This window comes from Neobacillus sp. NPDC097160 (assembly GCF_044762155.1).
GTDB lineage: Bacteria > Bacillota > Bacilli > Bacillales > Cytobacillaceae > Neobacillus.
This window is the reverse complement of sequence record NZ_JBIWDU010000002.1, coordinates 283,299-300,955: the sequence shown is the minus strand read 5'-3', so window position 1 is coordinate 300,955 and position 17,657 is coordinate 283,299. Positions and strand designations below refer to the sequence as shown.

Here is a 17,657-nt window from a genome sequence, read left to right as displayed (position 1 = left end):
TAGTTCGGAAAGCTTTGTTATAATAGTGGAAAACTTAAGTATTAAGGAATGATGACGGTGCGAGGATTAGTAAAATATGGTTTGGTTTTGGATGTAGAAACGACTGGTTTGGGTCCTACCAAAGATGAAGTGATTGAATTAGCTTTAAAGTTATTTACCTATCGATCTGATTCTGGTGAAATCATTGATATTATTGACGAAGATTCCTTTTTACGGGAGCCGCTTTCGAATTCAGCTCGGAACAACTATGACCAAGCATACAGGGTTCATGGAATTCCTTATGAGTTGGTCAAAGGAAAAAGCTTTTATGATGTGAAAATAAAAACCTATTTTCATCGCGCGGACACTGTGTTTGCCCATAATGCTTCCTTCGACCGCAGCTTTCTTTATCACATGTATCCGGAAGTCAACGATTTAAAGTGGTATTGTACGATGAGAAATATTCCATGGAAAAACTACGGTTTTCCAAATGGTAAACTCCTGACAATCTTACAAGCACATGATATAACTAACTATCAAACACATAGAGCCATGGACGACATTACATACTTATTGGAACTGCTAAAGAAAACGAGTCCAAATGGGAATTCTTATCTTCAAGAGGTTCTAGACAAAGGACCAATGAGAAAATATCAGCCAGCCTCAGCACGAACAAAAATGGGCTAAAAAACCTAAAAAACTACCCAACCGCAAAAAAAATGAACCCCAACGCAAAAACCCTGCGTTGGGGGTAGTAATGGTGCCTGACACCATTACTACTATATACACTATTTATAAGTCCGCTCGCTTTAATTGAAGGTTCCAATGTATTTAGATTGGGGTCTGTAGATGGTGTTGTTTTCGGACTGTTCTATGACATGTGCTGTCCATCCGACGATTCTGCTTGCGGTAAAGGTAGGGGTGAATAGCTCTACATCCATATTGATTGCTTTCATGATGGCGGCGGCGTAAAATTCTACGTTTGTATAAAGTGATCGGCCAGGTTTCAATTCAGCCAATACCCTGACAGCAGTGTCTTCCACAGACATCGCTAGGTCAAGCCACTCATCTTCTCCAATAAGCTCGATTAATTTTGCTTTTAGAGCGACCGATCGAGGGTCGTGAGTTTTATAAACCCTATGCCCAAAGCCCATTAATTTTTCCCCGCGCAAAACCTTTTCTCTAATCACCATTTCAGCATCCCCAACAATGGCAATTTCATCAAGAAGCTCGATGACTCCTGAAGGAGCACCGCCATGAAGCGGTCCTTTCATTGTCCCGACTGCTGATGTAATTGCTGAAACTAAATCTGACTCCGTTGATGCTGTAACCCTGGCGGAAAAGGTAGAAGCGTTCATACCATGCTCTAGGGTAAGGGTCATGTAAGTCTCAAGGGCTTCAACATGGGCAGCCAATGGAACATTTCCATTCAGCATATACAAATAATTTTCAACATGGTCTAAATCATTTCGTGGAGCCACGGCTACATTTCCATCTACCTGACTTTTTCGATAGGCGATAATGGTAGGAACCAGCGCAATTAATCTGATAGCCTGTGAGACTTCGGGTTGCCAGTCATAATCACCATTGCCGCCTTCTGCTGAAATGGCGGTTCTAATCACACTCATTAAATCCATTCCCAGAGGAAGCTGATCGATTATGACCTTTATATTTTCGGGCAGTGGACGATTACATCTCAATTCTTCTTTCAACGTACCTAATTGGTCAGCATTAGGAAAATGGCCAAACCAAAGAAAATAGGCAGCCTCCTCAAAGGAGTAGCTTTTCGCAATTTCTTTTATTTCATAACCCCGATAAAACAACTGGCCTTTTTCCCCATCAATATGACTAATTAATGTTTCTGCTGCAACAATGCCTTTCAAACCTTTTTGTATCATAAAAAACACCTCTTTCCTTATATAGTGTTATTTTATAAAATAAATATAATTAAGAATATTGAATAATATTAAAGTAATTGATTACTATTTTTAATAAGGAGCGGTGTATGGAATTTCAATGGCTTAACACATTTATAACAGCAGCAGATTGTGGGAATTTTCGCAGGACGGCAGAGCTACTATATATTTCGCAGCCTTCCGTCACGGTCCATATTAAACAGCTGGAAAAAGAGCTCGGCATCCTGTTATTTCATAGGAATGGGAAAAAAATAAAACTTACTGAAGAGGGAAAACAATATTTGGGTCATGCGAAGAGATTACTGGAAGTTTATCAACGTGGACTAGAGGATATTACCTCTTTTAGTCAGGGATATACAAGAAAGTTATCACTAGGTATTTCACCGCTGATCGCGGATACGATCCTGCCATATGTTCTAAAAAGCTATACAAAGCAATACCCGGAAGTAGAGATTTCAGTCAAAATAATTGAATCCGTCGATATCGAACAGGCGGTCTTAAATGAAGAAGTAGATCTGGGGCTATCGTGCTTAAACAGCAACCATCCAACTATGATTAGTGAGCTTTTATCAAAGGATAGAGTCATTTTAGTTGCTCCTCATGATGGAAGGGATTCTGAATCTGCACCTCCATTGGACGAGGAGGAAGTGTTAACAACTAATTATCTAATAACCCACAATCATCCAAGTTATTGGGATCTTCTTTGCAGAATGGTAAAAAATAAATATCCAAGTGTACGGATGATGAAAGTATCTCAGGTTCATATCACGAAAAGATTTATTGTAGAGGGGCTGGGGGTATCATTTCTGCCGACATCGACGGTCAGGAGAGAATTATTAGAAGGGAGATTACTAGAGGTAGACTGTCATTCCATCCAACTGCCTGAAGCTAACACGTATGCCATCATGAAATATGATCATTCCAAACAAAGAGAATTTTTACAGTTTATTTCTAATTATAGATTGTAGATAATGAATCAGTATTGTAAATGCCGCGCAAAAAAGCAAAACGGCTCTGTCACTAATGTTGCTGACAGAACCGTTTAGTTATTTTAATAAATTAATGCTTACCTTCTGTGAAAACTTGGAAGGTTACTCCGAACTTGTCTATTACAGTACCATAACCGGGGCTAAAGAAGGTTTCTTGGAACGGCATTTGCACTTGACCGCCATCCTCTAGTGCATCAAAAAATTTGCGAGCTTTTTCAGCATCGTCAGTGGTAATACAGATGGTCACTTGAGTTCCGCTTTGATGTGGCTGACCAGGGAAGGTATCAGAAAACATTAGCTCTGTCTCACCAACTTTAATTGTTGCATGACTTACACGATCTTTTGCTTCTGCAGGCAGAGGAAACTCCGGGTTTTCCGGCATTTCTCCAAAAGTCTGGCTAAAAAGAACCTGTGCATCCAATGCCTTTTGATAAAACTCAATCGCTTCCTTTGCATTACCGTCCATCACTAAATAGGGAATTAATCGTACTGTCATAATTAAATCTCTCCTTGTCACATTAGAATAGTTACTTGCTTTATTCGATAGTCCAAAAGACAGGCATCTCGCTGACAATCACCAATTAAAGCAGCCACATCCTAGTATTACCGATAATTCAATTATAAAACAAAGAACGCATGTTCGCAACAGTAAAATTGGCGACAGGTACCATTTGCACTACAACCACGTTATTTATTTTAGTCCAGTTAGGTATCTTTCTTTGATGATTTTGCCATGGTGGATGGCGTGGCCTGCGATGATGTAGCCGATGGCACGGGTGGTGACTTCTGTTCCGTTGGCAAAGCCTATTCGGGCCCAAGTCTCATCCGCCATGTTTTGCATTAGGGTGATGGTGGCATTTCGTACTGCCGTAAAGTCCTCAAGGATCGCTTTATTCGATAGTTGGTCGAACTGGGACCCATTAATATAATCGTTCTCGTTAAAGCCTGCCAATGGTGTCTGGTCCCCGCGGCCAACACGAAGCAGGCGGTAACTCATTATTCTTTCGGTGTCAGTCATATGACCAAGAACTTCTTTAATGCTCCATTTACCATGGGCATAACGGAAATGACCTTCCTCCTCCGTTACCTCCTTAAAAAGAGCAATTGTTTCATCTAAATTCTCTTTTAAAATCGATACAAGGTCACCATCTGCTACCAAATTTACATAAGGTACATAATACTCAGGATATTCATTTTCTACTGGACGCTGTAACATTATTTCGTTCTCTCCCTTCTAATCTCACGGCTTTTTCACAATTCAATCCTACCATAATATTCAAAACAATCAAAAATAATAAGATGATAATGTTCACAATTTTGTTGTGTTTCCTTTTCTACCTTTTAATTAAAATAGTAGGTGAAAGGTAGTGAAAAAATGCTTAATATATTGTTAGTAGAGAAGTTAGTAGGGATTACCTTTAAAATACTAAACGGTTTTCCGACGTACATCACACTCGAACAAAAGAAAAACCCAGCAGGATTCATTTTGGAGCAAGATATCCTTTCATTAATAGATCTTTGTTCAAGATGGGGATTGGAGAGAATTGGTGTTTCATTGGAAATGGGATCGCCTGAATCTGAGTATATATCGGAATTATTCCTAAGAAATGGGTTTGAATATTATTCTTCAAGGGTTGAGGTATCTAGGGATTTAAAGAACCTTAAAGAATGGAAACCCCCATTTAAATGGGCTTCCATAGCGAACTCTTTTTTTTCTGAAACGGATTTTAAACAGCTCTGGGAAAAATGTATGGCAGGGTCAGATAATAAAGATTCCTCCTTAACGATGGACCAGCACCTCATGTCTGTAAAAAGTGAATTAGGGGTAAACTGGGAAAATTCATGCCGAGTGTATTTTTTGCAAAATCATCCGATTGGAATTTCCATCCCTCACATCGAGCCAGGGACAACAGATGAGGGCCGATTATTTTATTTTGGTCTATTACCAAAAATGAGGAGGAAAGGCCTCAGCAGCGCGATGCATCTCCAATCCTTATGGGCTTTAAAGGAAATGGGGGCATCCTATTACATTGGAAGCACGGATATAGCAAATAAGAAAATGCAAGGGGTATTTGAGAAAAATGGCTGCGTGAAGCGGTCGCAAACGGAAACGTATTATAAATATTTTTCTATGAAAAAGGGGTTTTTTTAGATGAGCAAAATAGAGATTATTGTCTTAAATGATGAAGATGCCAAAACAGCGGAGGCCTATGGCGCTGACCGTCTTGAGTTAGTTTCCGCCATGACAGAAGGCGGACTGACACCCAGTTACGGAATCATTAAAACAGTTGTCCAGAGTGTTAAGATTCCTGTTATGGTCATGGTACGGCCGCATAGCTTTTCATTTGTGTATCGTAAAGATGAATGGGGGGCCATTCGCGAGGATATAAAAGTAATTAAAGAATTGGGCGCGGCGGGAATTGTCTTCGGGGCAATAAACAATCAGGGCAAAGTAGATTTTGACATGCTCTCAATGGTGTTAGAAGATGCGAAAGGCCTAACCGTAACGTTCCATCGTGCGATTGATCAAACAAATTCTATCGAGGCTTATCAATCGCTCTGTCAATCACCATATCATGTAGATCAAATTCTGACATCAGGTGGTAAACCGACCGCGCACGAAGGGCTTGATAATTTAAAAAGAATGATTGAGCAGTCGCAGAAATCCGTAACCTCCCCAACCATCATGCCGGGTTCAGGTCTATCCACAAAAAATATCGGATACATTCACGACCAACTTCAGGCAGCAGAATATCATTTTGGCTCCGCAGTAAGGATTGATGGAGACTTCCGCAATCGAATCAACGGGGATGAGATCCAAAAGATCAAAAGAATACTCAGCTAGAAAAATTAAAAAAGAGGTGCTGCTTTAGTCAACTTAAGCAGCACCTCTTGCTATTTATTGTCCAGCTCCAGGCCATACGCCGATAGACGGGCGCCTTCCGCTTTTCTTATTTACACCATTTTATTAAACTGAACACGTTTATTAATTACATACATGACTGGCATACCAACCGCCATCACGACAAATTCACCCACTGCAGTTGTTAACCATGTAAACATGAATGGCAAATCAAACGCCAAATGCAGTTCCAGAGCAATTAAGAACATCGTAAATGTGAAGACAAGTGTATTGACAATCATCCTCGCCCAAATGCCTTTAATAAAGCGTGCGCACGCAATCGTGATTAATAAGGCAATTACCGATTGGCCGACACCGAAAATAAGGTCATAGGCCTTCATTGGTGAAAAGAATAAATTTGTTAAAAATACACCAAGAACGATACCGTAAATGTACTTTTTGTTAAAAACGATAAGATGATTGAACATTTCCGATACACGGAACTGGACTTGGGTAAATCCAAACGGCTGGATTAAGGCCGAGACTGCAATGTACAATGCAGCAATAATCCCGTTTACGACAATCCCTTGCACATTGTTGCGCGGTTTGCCGGCTGTAGCAGCTCCAGAGGCACTAGCCCCTGCATTAGCACCCATTGGTTGTGCCAATGTATTAGATGTTTTCTCCATATTCATTTCTCCTTAGTTTTTTTACGTGGGAGGTTCTCGAACCACGTTACTATATAATACTTGCAATCTACTATATTAATATAAAAAAAAGCACCAGTCAATGACACTATTTTGGAAAAATAAAGGATACCGCCTCAAAACGGTATCCCTTGCATCCCTAATTTTGAACCTCGCTCATTAACGCATGGATGTTGTCTTCCGTATCTTTAAAGAACGTCATCCATGTTTCGGTTTGTCCCATTTTCGCAACAACATGTGGTTCATCAATAAAAGCTACTCCTTTTTCAATAAGGTCCTGATAGGCAGCCTTGATAGCATCAACATTAAAATAAATCACCGAACTTGGATGCGCAAATTGTTCCTTCTCCGGTAGGCTGAGAAGGAGACGCATCCCATTACACTCAAAAAATGCCATCGTATCTGTATTAAACAGCAGCGGAAGCTTCAGTACATCCTTATAAAATGTAATCGCTCGATCGATATCCTTCACAGGTACCCCAATTTGTCCAACTCGTTGAATTGTTGTCATAAAAATTCCCCCATCCAAATATAATTACATTCTATTCCAAATTTGCCTACTTTTCAAAAAATAACACACCGATTATAAAATTTTACCAATTTGTGCATCCTAAAAGAAAAAAGGAATGGCTGATTGATGAAACATAATAAAATGTTCTTACTCGCTATGATGTTAGTACCATGGCTTTCATTGCCGCTCCTAGGGAAAAAGTCATTTCGGAGATTTTACCCGGGGGCCCTGTTTGTTTGTATTTGGGTTACTGTTGAAAGTCTGATAGCAAAAAAACGGGTTTGGTGGCGATTTTATGAGAAACTTATTCCTAAAACTATGGGCGAAATTCCCTTTATCATCGGGCCACTTTTTGTAGGCTCAATCTGGATATTAAAGTTTTCCTTTGGGAAATTTCGCCGTTTCCTTTTGTTAAATACAATCACGAACTTTTTGTTTGTTTTCCCAGGGATGATCACCCTCAGAAATATGGGGATTGTTTCTCTTGTCAGAATGAAGCATTACCAAATGGGAATTTTATTTATGGCTAAATCAGTTCTGATGTACGGTTTTCAAGCAATAGCTGAAAAAATACGAAAAAAGCCGAAAACTATTATTCAAAGATTCTTCTCATAAACGCAAGACACCGCAAGTTGGATTACTCCCTCCATTTGTGGTGTTTTTTTGAATGGAGGATTTTTTTGTTTTTCACGGTTAGAAAAACAGAAATTTCTGTTTGTTCTTTGTTAGCAAATGCTACAATGGGATTATTGGAAAGGGGAAATCAGCATGCTGCATCATCTTGAAATCTATGTATCTGACTTAACCAAAACCATCGAATTCTGGGATTGGTTTTTAACAGAATTAGGCTACGAGACATATCAGAAATGGGATTCAGGCATCAGTTGGAAATATGGAGAAACTTATCTTGTTTTTGTTCAAACGGATAAGCGGTTTCTGGATATTCCCTATCACCGCTCTAGAGTCGGTCTGAATCATCTGGCCTTTCATGCAAAAACCAAGGAACACGTCAATCAAATAACGGCACAATTAATGGAAAAAGGGATTACTATTCTGTATCAGGATAAGCATCCATATGCCGGAGGGGATTTGCATTATGCCGTTTATTTTGAAGATCCGGACAGAATTAAAGTGGAATTAGTAGCACCTGACAATAAAATTTAAAGGGGAAAAAGGTATGGGGGAAGAACAAATTTCACTTGCAGCAGTCGGAGATTTAACAAGCATTGACCAACTGTTTCAAGATTGTAAAGAAGAACTGCAACAAAAGGGAATCTATCAATGGGATGTCGAGTATCCGAATAAAGAGTATTTTGAACACACGATTAACGAAAAAGAGATGTTTATGTTACATAGTGAATCAGAAACCCTTGGAGCTATGGTATTAAACGAATGGCAAATTTCTGAATGGGATGACGTAAATTGGTCTAACAAGGATGGAAAATATTTAATCCTCCATTCCTTCTGTACTCATCCATCCGTTCAAGGAAAAGGCTTTGGAGGAACCATGCTGCAATTTGCGGAAAATATGGCTAAGGAACAAGGATATGACGGAATACGGCTTGATGCTTACTCTGGAAATAAAGGGTCTTTAGGCTTTTATGAAAAACGGGGATATAACAAAACCGGTGAAGTATTTTTTTCCTCAAAGCCTGCTGGCCATGGAACGTACTTTTGTTATGAAAAGTTGTTTTAAATAAAAGTGCTTAAAAGGAGGAGACCCAATCAAGTGAACAATAAAAAAACAGCGCTCGTTTTAGGTGCAAGCGGTCTCGTCGGCAATGAGTTAGTAAAAACACTCATTCAGCGAAATCACTATTACAAAATTCATTTGCTAGTCCGCAGGCCAATTGAAAATTTTGAATCGACAATCTGCGAACAGCGTACAGTTGATTTTGACCAACTGGAAGCCTACCCAGAATTATTTCAGGTAACAGATGTATTTTGCTGTTTAGGAACAACGATTAAAAAAGCAAAGTCTAAGGAAGCATTTCGAAAAGTAGATTACGATTACCCGTTAGAAGCCGCAAAATTAGCGATAAAGGGCGATGCAGAAAAATTTCTCATTGTTTCAGCGATGGGGGCTGATTCCAATTCACGTTTTTTCTACAATCGCGTCAAAGGTGATGTTGAGAAATCGTTAAAAACAATACATCTGCCATCATTACATATTTTTCGCCCGTCATTGCTATTGGGGGAGCGTAAAGAGTTTCGTTTTGGAGAAAAACTAGGAGCGAAAGCAAGTGGTTTATTAAATATAATTATGATAGGACCGATGCGCCCCTATAAAGCAATCGAAGCAAAAAAAGTTGCTAAAGCAATGGCCATTGTGGCTGAGTCAGACGCAAATGGTGTATTCACCTATTCTTCACAAGAAATTGAACGAATCGCGAATCAAAAATAACTCAGAGAAGGGCGCTCCGCTCTGAGTTATTTTACCCACAACCTTCCTGGCACATTAGGAAAATGCCTTTAATCCTATGACCCCAATGATAATCAACACAACACTTAAAATCCGTCCGACGTTTTTCGATTCTCCAAATAGAAAGATGTTTATGAGTACAGCACCCGCCGTTCCAATGCCAACCCAAACGATATAGGCAACACTTAGCTGCACGAATTGAAATGAAGTATATAAAAAGGCAAATGAAGCACTGAATCCGCCTATATAAAGCACTCCGTTTTTAAATGTCTTCCGCTGACTATATAATTTTAGCCCGGCGGCACCGGCAACCTCACCTGCAGCTGCCAAAAGAACAAACAACCAGCCCATACTTTTAGGCAGCTCCTTTCATGGTTTCTTTTTCCACTGCTTTGTTGTCAGCAAGGTTTAGACCGATGACGCCGATTACGATAAGAACAACAAACAGAAACATGGCCGTATTGAAACTCCCGCCAAAAAGGAAGACATCCATTAATACTGTTCCGATTGTGCCTACCCCAGAAAAAACGGCATAAACCGTCCCTGTAGGAAGGCTCACACATGCTTTAGGAAGGTAATGAAAATCAATTAAGATAATCCCAATTACTATTCCCCATTCCCACCATGTCTCCGCTGTATTAAAACCGTACACCCAAATTAATTCAAACAAACAAGTTAAAACCACATAAATCCAGGCTTTATTCATTTTAATCACCTCTTAAAGATGCCTGTTTTGGTCTCAATACTATTCCCATCACGAAACCGTCATATTATATCAGAATACCATACCTTTCGAAAAAAGTGATTTGAAACGAATGGAAAGTTTTGAGAATGTGGGATTAGTGTGATTTATATCACGAAATGCGTTTTGATTTATCATTATAATTATTACAAACAGGGGAAAAATAAAAGTGGATGGTGAGAAAAAATTGGAATATACTTTTAAATCACTTTATAACGAAATTGGCGGGCAAGATACGATTGATCAGCTAGTCAATGCGTTTTATCCGCGTGTCTATGACGATCCCGAATTGGCACCATTATTTGAAGGGGATATGGAAGAAATTAAACGAAAGCAAAGGATGTTTCTGCCGCAATTTTTAGGAGGACCGGCACTTATAGCCAGGAATTTGGTCCGCCAGCGATGAGGGATCGACACCTGCCATTTGAAGTAACTCCTAGAAGAGCAGAGTGCTGGCTTCGCTGTATGAGAGAAGCCTTTCAGGAGATTGGCCTTGATCAAAACCCGGCAGGATTAGATTTTTACGATCGCTTAACACAAGTCGCTGGAATCATGGTGAACACTCCAGACAGCGAAGAATAATAAAGAATTAAAATCCTCGGTCACTTCCTTATAAAAAGGCAGTAAGGCGGGGATATTTTTATATAAAAATAAAAAACTCCTCTCGCTGTGAGAGGAGTCCGACTTGTAAGCCTAATTATTTTTTTAACTTAGCCCATGTTGCATCAAGTGCTTTCATTGCTTCGTCAGCAGATTTTTGACCGCCTACATATGCTTGTAGTGTTGCACCGAATTCTTGGCCTGCACCATCAGGATATTTCATGAACTGCCAAGAGTAAGTTCTGCCTTCTTGTGAATATTTCTGAAGATCAGCACCTAGCGGCCCAATGTCTTCTGCTTTTGCTTCAATTGTTTTGAAGGCAGGAAGATACTTGAATTCTTTTACAAGAGCTTCTTTTCCTGCATCAGATGAAACCATCCAGTTTAAGAAATCTTTTGCTGCTTTTTTGTCTGCATCAGGAGCTTTATTATAAACAACCCAGTTCGTTGGAACGTCAACCATTAATTTATCTGCTTGTGCAGCATCATCAGTAAGTGCTAATGGAATAAAGCCAACTTCCATGCCAGGATTTAATTTATCAAGCATTGGCTGGATCCAGTTACCTTGCTGAATCATAGCTGTTTCGCCGTTAGCAAATTGGGTAACTTCTGTGTTGTAGTCTGTTGTTAATGGATTTTTGTTACCGTATTTAACGGTTAAATCAACCAACTTAAAGTAATCTTGGAAGTATTTGTTGCCTTCAATTTTAGATTTACCTTCGTTTAAGCCTGGGATGAAGTTTTCAGCATCAGCTTGTTGGTAAGCGAATGGAACGTTTAGACCATGGTTTGCTAAGACCCACCACTCAGCATAGCCAACTGAGAAAGGAGTGATTCCAGCATCCTTCAGTTTTTTCGCTGCTGCTTCTAGCTCTGAATATGTTTTAGGCAGGTCTTTAATGCCGGCTTTTTCAAATAATTTTTTATTATAAGCGAATCCGTAGCCTTCCATGTTAACAGGCTGTCCGTAGATTTTGCCATCCATTGTCATTGGTTTTAATGCATTTTCATAAGCATCTTTCACCCAAGGCTGATCAGATAAATCTTCAAATTTATCTTTCCAAGTAACAGCTTCTTGATAGCCGCCGTTACCAAAGATATCCGGTGCTTTGTTGGAAGCAAATTTGGCTTTTAGAGCTGCAGAGCCATCTGCACCGCCACCGACTGATTCAATGTTAAACGTAACATCTGGATGCTCTTTAGTATATTTGTCTGTTAACGCTTTCAATTGATCGGCAATTTCAACCTTTCCGTTAAAGATATCAACAACTACCTTTCCATCTTTGCTGCCGCCGTCTTTCTTATCCCCGGATGCACTGTTGCTATTGCCACAAGCCCCTAAAAGAAGTGAAGCTGATAAAATCCCTGCTGCGATTGAATATTTTTTGAAAGCCATTTGTTTTCCCTCCTGGTTTGTAAATCTAATTTTTATATAAGTCCCTGCTGTCTGTAAAATACAAACAGCAGAGGTTGTTCCTATAGAAAAAAATCACTTTATTGAACCACTGGTAATCCCTTTGATAATGTGTTTTTGCATTGAGAAGAAGAAAATTAACAAAGGTATGATACCAAGAACAAGTGCTGCCAGTGCTAAATCCCATTGCTTTGTATACTGGCCAAAGAAGAAGAATGTTGCTAATGGAATGGTTCTTAATCCAGGATCTTGTAGGACCAGAGATGGTAATAAGTAATCATTCCAAATCCATAGGCTGTTTAGGATGACAATGGTTACCGTGATTGGTTTTAATAGTGGAAACACAATTCTCCAGAACACGCCAAACCTTGAACATCCATCAATGATGGCTGCTTCTTCAAGTTCTACCGGGATTCCTTTAACAAATCCGTGATATAAGAAGATAGTCATTCCGGATCCAAAACCAAGGTACATGATGACAAGACCCCAAACGCTATTTAACATTCCCAAATTGCCTGCTGTTTTGATCAGCGGAATCATTATCGATTGAAAGGGAATAATCATGGCCGCAACGAAAGTCATGAAAATGATATTGCTGATTTTCTTTTTTGTTCGAACGAGCATGTACGCTGCCATGGAGCAAAAGATAACCAAGACAACATTACTCACAACTGTGATAATCAATGAATTGGTAAAAACCTTTAGATAGTCCAATTTTTCAAAAGCGTTCACATAGTTGTCTAACATTAATACCTTTGGTAAGGCAGATGTGTTCGTTAGTATTTCAGCGAACGGTTTCAAGGAGTTTGCAATCAAATAATAGAATGGAACTAAAAAGACAAGTCCAAGCAGGATGGCAAAGATTTCACCAATAAATGTCTTTCCTGTATACTTGTTTCCCATTATGATTCAACCTCCCGCTTCTTCGAAATCGTTACTTGAAGGACGGTGATCGCTGCAACAACGATGAAGAAAATTAATGCCTTTGCTTCACCAATACCATAGCGGTTGTTGACAAAAGCTTCTGTATAAATGTTAAGCGCTAACATCTCTGTTGATTTAAATGGACCTCCGTTTGTTAACGACAGGTTTGCGTCAAAAATCTTAAATGATGAAGCTGTTGTTAAAAATAAACAGATCGTTACGGCCGGTGCTACAAGTGGCATCGTGATGTGGCGGAGGATCTGCCATCTATTCGCTCCATCTATTTTCGCTGCTTCAATTAATTCCTGCGGGACATTTTGCAATGCAGCAATATAGATAATCATAATGTAGCCTGCACCTTGCCAAACACTGACAATGACAATTCCCCAGAATGCTGTATTGGCATCCCCAAGCCATGCTAATTCAAAAAATGGGATCCCGGTTAACTGTCCGAGAGAAGCAAAGCCTTTTACAAAAATGAACTGCCAGATAAAACCTAGTAAAAGGCCACCCACCATATTTGGCATGAAGAAAACGGTTCGCAAGATGTTTCTCGTTTTCAACATCTGGGTGACTAGCAATGCTAATCCAAATCCAATGAGATTCGTTAAAATAATGGCAACTACTGTATATTTTGTTGTAAGAAGGAAGGACTGCTGAAATTGTTTGTCCTCGGTAAATAAATATTTAAAGTTATCCAGTCCAACCCATTTGATGTCCCCTGTGATGCCGTTCCAGTCTGTAAAGGAATAATAAATACCTGTAAAGAAAGGGACTAAGACGATCAACGTAAACGCAAGGAAGACTGGTCCAACGAATAGGGCGAATAACCCTGCATCTTTCAGCTTCTTCCGTTTATTTAAGGAAACTGGTTCTTGGATTTTCGAGTTTGTCCGATGATTTAAGGCCGCATTTTCTACGGTTTCTACTTTACTTTGGTTATTCACGACCGCACCTCCTATACCTTTATTTTAGTGATTTTAGAAGTTTATGAAACGGCTTACATTGACCAAAAGGGTGGAAAATATTGAACAGTCTTTAAGATTCAAAATATTCCCCCCTTATATGAAAGGCCTTGCTAAATTATGATACTATAAGGGAAATCCCCTTTTTACAAGGAAGGTCACTGAAAAATGTTTAGCAAGGGAGGAAGGTTAGGTCCTAATTCAAGTAGGAAAACTAACCAATAGGACATGGGATGGAGCATCCGAAAAAAATTAATTATTTTTTTAATGGCAGCAACGGTTCTCCCGTTTGGAACCTCCATCGCCATTACCTATTATCAGACGACCCAATCACTCAATAAGCGCTTTGTTTCAACAAATCATGAGCTGATAAAAAAAGGGGAAGAGGAGCTTACCGTTTATTTAGACGATGTCGCGCAAATGTCAACGGTGCTTTATCGCTATACACCGTTTATGAGCGTGATGAGAGATGGGATCTCACAGGACTTCATTACGAATCAGGAAGAGGTACGCAGAGCACTAGCCTATTTATTTAATTCCCGCCCTGAAATTGAACAAATGCATATTTATATTGATAAAGGAAAGGATTCTTATACCAATTATCATTCAAGAATCAGCGGCCGCGGGAAGTATGAAAATATATTTTCACATCCTTATTACGCTCGGTTACATCATTCTAATGATTTTTCGGTGATTCAGCCACCGCATGAAATTTATAGCTATAATCAGCAATCAGTTATTCCAAATTCCCAGAAGAAGGATGTGTTAAGCTTCCATAACTCTCTAATTGACTTACCATCAGACCGTTTTTTAGGTTTTTTGTCCATTGATATCAATCTTTCAAAAATTAGTGCAATTGCCGGTCGATTATATACAAAAGATGTAGAAGACCTATACATAATGGATGAAAATAGTACAATTATTTACTCTTCTAAAGAGAAAGACATTGGAAAAAGGAACAATGAAAAGTGGTACAAAGATGTGAAGCAGAGACCGCATGGGGAAAAAAGCATAGAATGGAAGGATAAACAATTTTCAGGTGTCATTGTCTATGAAAGTTTTTCCGCGCCATATAAGGATTGGTATATTGTAAAACGTATTCCTTATGATGTTCTTTATCAAGGCGCCAGACAAACGGCGATAATCAATATTGTAATAGGATTGATTACGCTTGTGGTTGTTTTATTTGCCACTATGGCCATCTCATTCAAGATTACCGCTCCAATTAAAGTATTGATTAGTAATATGAAAAAGGTAGAGAAGGGTGAGCTTGAGGCAGATTTTGACTCGTTGGGGAACGATGAAATCGGCATGCTTGGCCGCCATTTTAAACGAATGATTGATCAAATCAACGAATTAATTTTACGAGAATATAAATTAGAACTTGAAAATAAATCATCCCAGCTGAGGGTTCTGCAATCGCAAATCAATCCGCATTTTTTATATAATGCCTTTCAGTCGATTGGCACCCAAGCGCTTAAAATGAATGCCGTCCCTGTGTATTCGTTGTTGACGTCCTTATCTAATATCATGCGATACAGCATGAACATGAAGGAAGATATAGTTCCCTTTGAAAAAGAGATTAAGCATGTTAAAGCCTACCTTTCATTACAAAAACAGCGCTTTGACGAGCAGCTCGACTTTCATATCACAGTAGAAAAAGAGGTTGAAGAGATCCTTGTCCCCAAAATGATTTTACAGCCGATTGTGGAAAATTGTTTTAAGCATGGTTTTGATCAACAGGTCGAAAAAGCAGTGATTCATATCGAAGCATACTTAAACGATGATGATATGGTTAGCATTAGTGTCAAGGATAATGGAGTCGGCGTAACAGAGGGACATTTGGACAGGATCCGTCAGGAATTATTTGGAGGCCACATCATTGAAGGAAAACAAAGAGAATCCATCGGCCTAAAAAACATCTTTGATCGTCTGCAGATTTATTACGGCACCCAGGCAGCTATGTCCGTTGAAAGTATGGAAGAAGGCGGATTTACAGTTACGATTCAGATTCCAAGGGTTATGCAAAAAGAGGTGGAGCATCCATGAAAGTATTAATCGTTGATGATGAAAAGCATGTCCGCGAAGGGATTAAACTGCTAGGAGAATGGGAGCAGAACGGGATCACAGAAATTTATGAGGCGGCAAATGGCGAAGAGGCGATCCAGCTGATTCAAACATACAGGCCACAGATCATTTTTTCAGATATGAAAATGCCGAAAATGGATGGCACACTCTTGCTAGAGTGGATTAAAGAAAATCAGCCCGCAAGCAAAACGATTGTTGTAACTGGCTATGATGATTACCATTATATGCGTAAAGCCATCCATTTCGGGAGTATGGATTATCTATTAAAGCCTGTTGATCCAGAGATTCTAAATCATACATTGGAAAATGCGGTTAATGAATGGAAGAAAGAAGAAGCAGATAGGGAGCGAAAGGCGAGCAGCGCGCAATTAATGAATGAGATGAAGCCTGTTTACCGGGATCGAAAGCTTACCCAGTTAATCAATAGCGATAGCATTGAGGAAGATTTGTATGAGGAATTCGGCTTTCATCCCTCACAACATTATACAGTCGCTCTTGTCCGAATCAATCGAAAGGCTAGCGAGGCCTTTCAAGGTGATCGCGATTTAGCCTATTTTACGATTTTGAACATTATTAATGAACTTTTGCTGGAAAATGAATGTGGGATTGGATTTCGTTATTTAGGTAATAAGGGTGAAATTGTTATTATCTTCTGGAACCAGTTTGAACGGGTTGAGGAACTGTTAGCACAAATCTATAAGACGATTAAGAATGTCATTCATATTTCGTGCCCGATTGCAGTTGGAAAAGCCGTTGATAAAAGTACCAAATTAGTCGATTCCTATCAGCATGCGAAACAGGTTCTGTTAAATAGCAATTTATTGGAGAAAACAGAAAACCGAGTGTATCGGCAGGATGTGCTATCCGTGGAAACACTAAGGAGCCTGATGGCTTATTCAGCTAAAATCGAGTTAGCTGTACAAGCCGGGGAAATCGGGGCATTTGAAGAATTGATGGAGCAAATTGCAGGGGATTATACGGAAAATGATTATTTGTCCCTAAAGCAGCTACTTCATTTTGAAAATGAATATTTAGTCATCAGCAATCAATGGTATAAGAAGTATGACATTCCAGTCAAAGTAGCGGACGATATTGAAAAACGAATTGATGGATTTTTGGGTAAAAACGGCACTTTTCAATTGGATGAATTTAAACAAAGAATGAAGCTTGAGATTTCATACTTTTTGAAAAAGGTAAAACAAAAAGCAAACCAGAAAAATGGTAATGTAATTGTTGATATCGAAAAATACCTACAGGCCAATTTCGACCGTGATGTGAAATTGCAGGAAATATCGGATCATTTTTATATAAGCAGGGAGTACATCTCAAGAAAGTTCAAACAGGAGTTTAACGTAAATATCTCTGACTATATCGTAAATATCCGTATGGAACGGGCAAAATCCTTGTTGAAAAATAGTCAGTTGAAAATCTATGAAATAGCGAACATGGTTGGTTATCAGGATGATAAATACTTTCGGAAGGTGTTTAAGAAAGTTGTGGGTGTTACACCAAATGAGTATCGGGAAATGAATATGATCCAGAAATGAGCAGAATCGAA

20 protein-coding genes, 1 pseudogene and 1 riboswitch are annotated in these 17,657 nt (G+C 39.2%); of the genes and pseudogenes, 11 read left to right on the top strand and 10 right to left on the bottom strand.

Annotated features, from left to right (window positions below; translation table 11 throughout):
- Positions 1-57 precede the first annotated feature (57 nt).
- Positions 58-666 (top strand): exonuclease domain-containing protein, encoded by a 609-nt coding sequence (locus ACIQXV_RS03425; RefSeq protein WP_402956017.1) that lies wholly within the window; start codon positions 58-60, stop codon positions 664-666.
- 122 nt (positions 667-788) lie between these two features.
- Here ACIQXV_RS03425 and ACIQXV_RS03420 read toward each other — a convergent pair whose 3' ends face one another.
- Positions 789-1,877: a citrate synthase/methylcitrate synthase gene (locus ACIQXV_RS03420; RefSeq protein WP_402956015.1), complete on the bottom strand. Its 1,089-nt coding sequence runs from the start codon at positions 1,875-1,877 to the stop codon at positions 789-791.
- 107 nt (positions 1,878-1,984) lie between these two features.
- Here ACIQXV_RS03420 and ACIQXV_RS03415 point away from each other — a divergent pair, with 107 nt between their 5' ends.
- Complete coding sequence (locus ACIQXV_RS03415; protein WP_402956013.1) at positions 1,985-2,863, top strand: LysR family transcriptional regulator; 879 nt, start codon at positions 1,985-1,987, stop codon at positions 2,861-2,863.
- 91 nt (positions 2,864-2,954) lie between these two features.
- Here the strand turns inward: ACIQXV_RS03415 and ACIQXV_RS03410 are convergent, their stop codons facing one another.
- Together ACIQXV_RS03410 and ACIQXV_RS03405 are read right to left on the bottom strand one after the other, a co-directional pair.
- Complete coding sequence (locus ACIQXV_RS03410; RefSeq protein WP_402956011.1) at positions 2,955-3,380, bottom strand: VOC family protein; 426 nt, start codon at positions 3,378-3,380, stop codon at positions 2,955-2,957.
- Positions 3,381-3,575: 195 nt separating this feature from the next.
- The gene (locus tag ACIQXV_RS03405; protein ID WP_402956009.1) at positions 3,576-4,100 is read right to left on the bottom strand and encodes a DinB family protein; all 525 of its coding nucleotides are present in this window, start codon (positions 4,098-4,100) and stop codon (positions 3,576-3,578) included.
- Positions 4,101-4,259: 159 nt separating this feature from the next.
- Here ACIQXV_RS03405 and ACIQXV_RS03400 point away from each other — a divergent pair, with 159 nt between their 5' ends.
- Positions 4,260-5,036 (top strand): N-acetyltransferase, encoded by a 777-nt coding sequence (locus ACIQXV_RS03400; RefSeq protein WP_402956007.1) that lies wholly within the window; start codon positions 4,260-4,262, stop codon positions 5,034-5,036.
- Positions 5,037-5,729: a copper homeostasis protein CutC gene (locus ACIQXV_RS03395; protein WP_402956006.1), complete on the top strand. Its 693-nt coding sequence runs from the start codon at positions 5,037-5,039 to the stop codon at positions 5,727-5,729.
- Between the two features lie 110 nt (positions 5,730-5,839).
- On the opposite strand, the gene ACIQXV_RS03390 is transcribed toward ACIQXV_RS03395, so the two are convergent.
- Together ACIQXV_RS03390 and ACIQXV_RS03385 are read right to left on the bottom strand one after the other, a co-directional pair.
- Positions 5,840-6,415 (bottom strand): QueT transporter family protein, encoded by a 576-nt coding sequence (locus tag ACIQXV_RS03390; RefSeq protein ID WP_402956004.1) that lies wholly within the window; start codon positions 6,413-6,415, stop codon positions 5,840-5,842.
- Positions 6,416-6,421: 6 nt separating this feature from the next.
- Positions 6,422-6,466: riboswitch (PreQ1 riboswitch) on the bottom strand.
- Between the two features lie 106 nt (positions 6,467-6,572).
- Entirely contained in the window at positions 6,573-6,944 is a 372-nt protein-coding gene (locus tag ACIQXV_RS03385; RefSeq protein WP_402956003.1) for a VOC family protein, read from the bottom strand.
- Between the two features lie 126 nt (positions 6,945-7,070).
- On the opposite strand from ACIQXV_RS03385, the gene ACIQXV_RS03380 reads away from it, so the two are divergent.
- The 4 genes from ACIQXV_RS03380 to ACIQXV_RS03365 all read left to right on the top strand — a co-directional run bounded on the left by ACIQXV_RS03380 (position 7,071) and on the right by ACIQXV_RS03365 (position 9,348).
- The gene (locus tag ACIQXV_RS03380) at positions 7,071-7,559 is read left to right on the top strand and encodes a hypothetical protein (protein ID WP_402956001.1); all 489 of its coding nucleotides are present in this window, start codon (positions 7,071-7,073) and stop codon (positions 7,557-7,559) included.
- A 153-nt stretch (positions 7,560-7,712) separates the two neighbouring features.
- On the top strand, positions 7,713-8,108 hold the full coding sequence (locus ACIQXV_RS03375; RefSeq protein ID WP_402955999.1) for a VOC family protein: 396 nt from the start codon (positions 7,713-7,715) through the stop codon (positions 8,106-8,108).
- A gap of 13 nt (positions 8,109-8,121) precedes the next feature.
- Positions 8,122-8,640, top strand: a complete 519-nt coding sequence (locus ACIQXV_RS03370; protein ID WP_402955997.1) for a GNAT family N-acetyltransferase — start codon at positions 8,122-8,124, stop codon at positions 8,638-8,640.
- A 33-nt stretch (positions 8,641-8,673) separates the two neighbouring features.
- Positions 8,674-9,348 carry an oxidoreductase gene (locus tag ACIQXV_RS03365; RefSeq protein ID WP_402955995.1) on the top strand — a complete coding sequence of 225 codons (675 nt, stop codon included), beginning with the start codon at positions 8,674-8,676 and terminating at the stop codon, positions 9,346-9,348.
- 54 nt (positions 9,349-9,402) lie between these two features.
- On the opposite strand, the gene ACIQXV_RS03360 is transcribed toward ACIQXV_RS03365, so the two are convergent.
- Both ACIQXV_RS03360 and ACIQXV_RS03355 read right to left on the bottom strand, forming a co-directional pair.
- Positions 9,403-9,717: a DMT family transporter gene (locus ACIQXV_RS03360; RefSeq protein WP_402955993.1), complete on the bottom strand. Its 315-nt coding sequence runs from the start codon at positions 9,715-9,717 to the stop codon at positions 9,403-9,405.
- A 4-nt stretch (positions 9,718-9,721) separates the two neighbouring features.
- Positions 9,722-10,072, bottom strand: a complete 351-nt coding sequence (locus tag ACIQXV_RS03355; protein ID WP_402955991.1) for a DMT family transporter — start codon at positions 10,070-10,072, stop codon at positions 9,722-9,724.
- A 223-nt stretch (positions 10,073-10,295) separates the two neighbouring features.
- Between ACIQXV_RS03355 and ACIQXV_RS03350 the strand changes: the two are divergent.
- Positions 10,296-10,690, top strand: a pseudogene (locus ACIQXV_RS03350) (globin domain-containing protein).
- Between the two features lie 115 nt (positions 10,691-10,805).
- Here ACIQXV_RS03350 and ACIQXV_RS03345 read toward each other — a convergent pair.
- From ACIQXV_RS03345 to ACIQXV_RS03335, 3 genes are all read right to left on the bottom strand, one after another.
- On the bottom strand, positions 10,806-12,104 hold the full coding sequence (locus ACIQXV_RS03345) for an ABC transporter substrate-binding protein (protein WP_402955989.1): 1,299 nt from the start codon (positions 12,102-12,104) through the stop codon (positions 10,806-10,808).
- Positions 12,105-12,197: 93 nt separating this feature from the next.
- A complete protein-coding gene (locus ACIQXV_RS03340; protein ID WP_402955987.1) occupies positions 12,198-13,025 on the bottom strand; it encodes a carbohydrate ABC transporter permease in 828 nt (275 codons plus the stop codon).
- A complete protein-coding gene (locus tag ACIQXV_RS03335) occupies positions 13,025-13,993 on the bottom strand; it encodes a carbohydrate ABC transporter permease (RefSeq protein ID WP_402955985.1) in 969 nt (322 codons plus the stop codon). The genes ACIQXV_RS03340 and ACIQXV_RS03335 overlap by 1 nt, the downstream gene beginning before the upstream one ends.
- Positions 13,994-14,239: 246 nt before the next feature.
- Between ACIQXV_RS03335 and ACIQXV_RS03330 the strand changes: the two genes are divergently transcribed.
- Both ACIQXV_RS03330 and ACIQXV_RS03325 read left to right on the top strand, forming a co-directional pair.
- Positions 14,240-16,060, top strand: a complete 1,821-nt coding sequence (locus ACIQXV_RS03330) for a cache domain-containing sensor histidine kinase (protein ID WP_402955983.1) — start codon at positions 14,240-14,242, stop codon at positions 16,058-16,060.
- Entirely contained in the window at positions 16,057-17,646 is a 1,590-nt protein-coding gene (locus ACIQXV_RS03325) for a response regulator (RefSeq protein WP_402955981.1), read from the top strand. The genes ACIQXV_RS03330 and ACIQXV_RS03325 overlap by 4 nt, the downstream gene beginning before the upstream one ends.
- The last annotated feature ends 11 nt before the right edge of the window (positions 17,647-17,657 follow it).